The sequence below is a fragment of the Halorubrum halophilum genome (assembly GCF_000739595.1).
Lineage (GTDB): Archaea > Halobacteriota > Halobacteria > Halobacteriales > Haloferacaceae > Halorubrum > Halorubrum halophilum.
In genome coordinates, this window is record NZ_BBJP01000078.1 from 1 (window position 1) to 673 (window position 673).

1 protein-coding gene is annotated in these 673 nt (G+C 67.8%); it reads left to right on the forward strand.

The genetic code is table 11. The features are described from left to right. Positions 1-129 precede the first annotated feature (129 nt). Positions 130-673, forward strand: a 544-nt coding sequence (locus ACP96_RS15835) for an ATP-binding protein (protein WP_342764833.1), incomplete at its 3' end; no start/stop codon positions are given.

A 673-nucleotide genomic window follows, 5' to 3' on the forward strand; every position in this document is an offset into this window, starting at 1 on the left:
CGTGGTGGGTGGGGGGGGGGGGGGTGGGTGGGGGGGGGGGTGGGACTGCGGGGGGTCGGGGTGTGGTTGTGGCGCGCGTGGGCGGCGGGGGTCGGGGCGGCGGTGGGATCCCGGGGGGGCCTGTACGCGGTGAAGTCAGACGAACAGCTCACCGAGGCACAGGAGCTGGCGACCCTGCTTTCGATCAACGATCGGGTGTTGCGACACAACATCCGGAACGAGCTCTCGGTGGCGCTCGGGTACCTCGACGAGATCGAGGACGCGGACGACCGATCCGAGGCCAGAGAGCAGGCGGAGATCGTCCGCGACCACTTGGAGGCGCTCCTCGGAACCACCGAACGGACGCGCCGACTCGCGTCGATCTGGCGGACAGACACGCTCCAGTCGCTCGACCTGGTTACAGTCGTGAACGAGCAGGTGGCTCAGTTACTCGGCGACGAGTCAGCGGTGGCCGTCCGTACGGAGCTTCCGGAGAGCTGCGTCGTTCAGACGCACCCGGCGCTCCCGGTCGCCTTAGAGGAGGCGCTCCGGAATGCCATCCAACACAACGACGACAGCGTAGCGATAACGGTACGGGTGTGGCGGGACGACGGGGTAAACCTCGTCATCGAGGACACCGGGCGAGGAATTCCGCAGATAGAGCGGCGCACGCTTCAGAACGCCGAGGAGACTC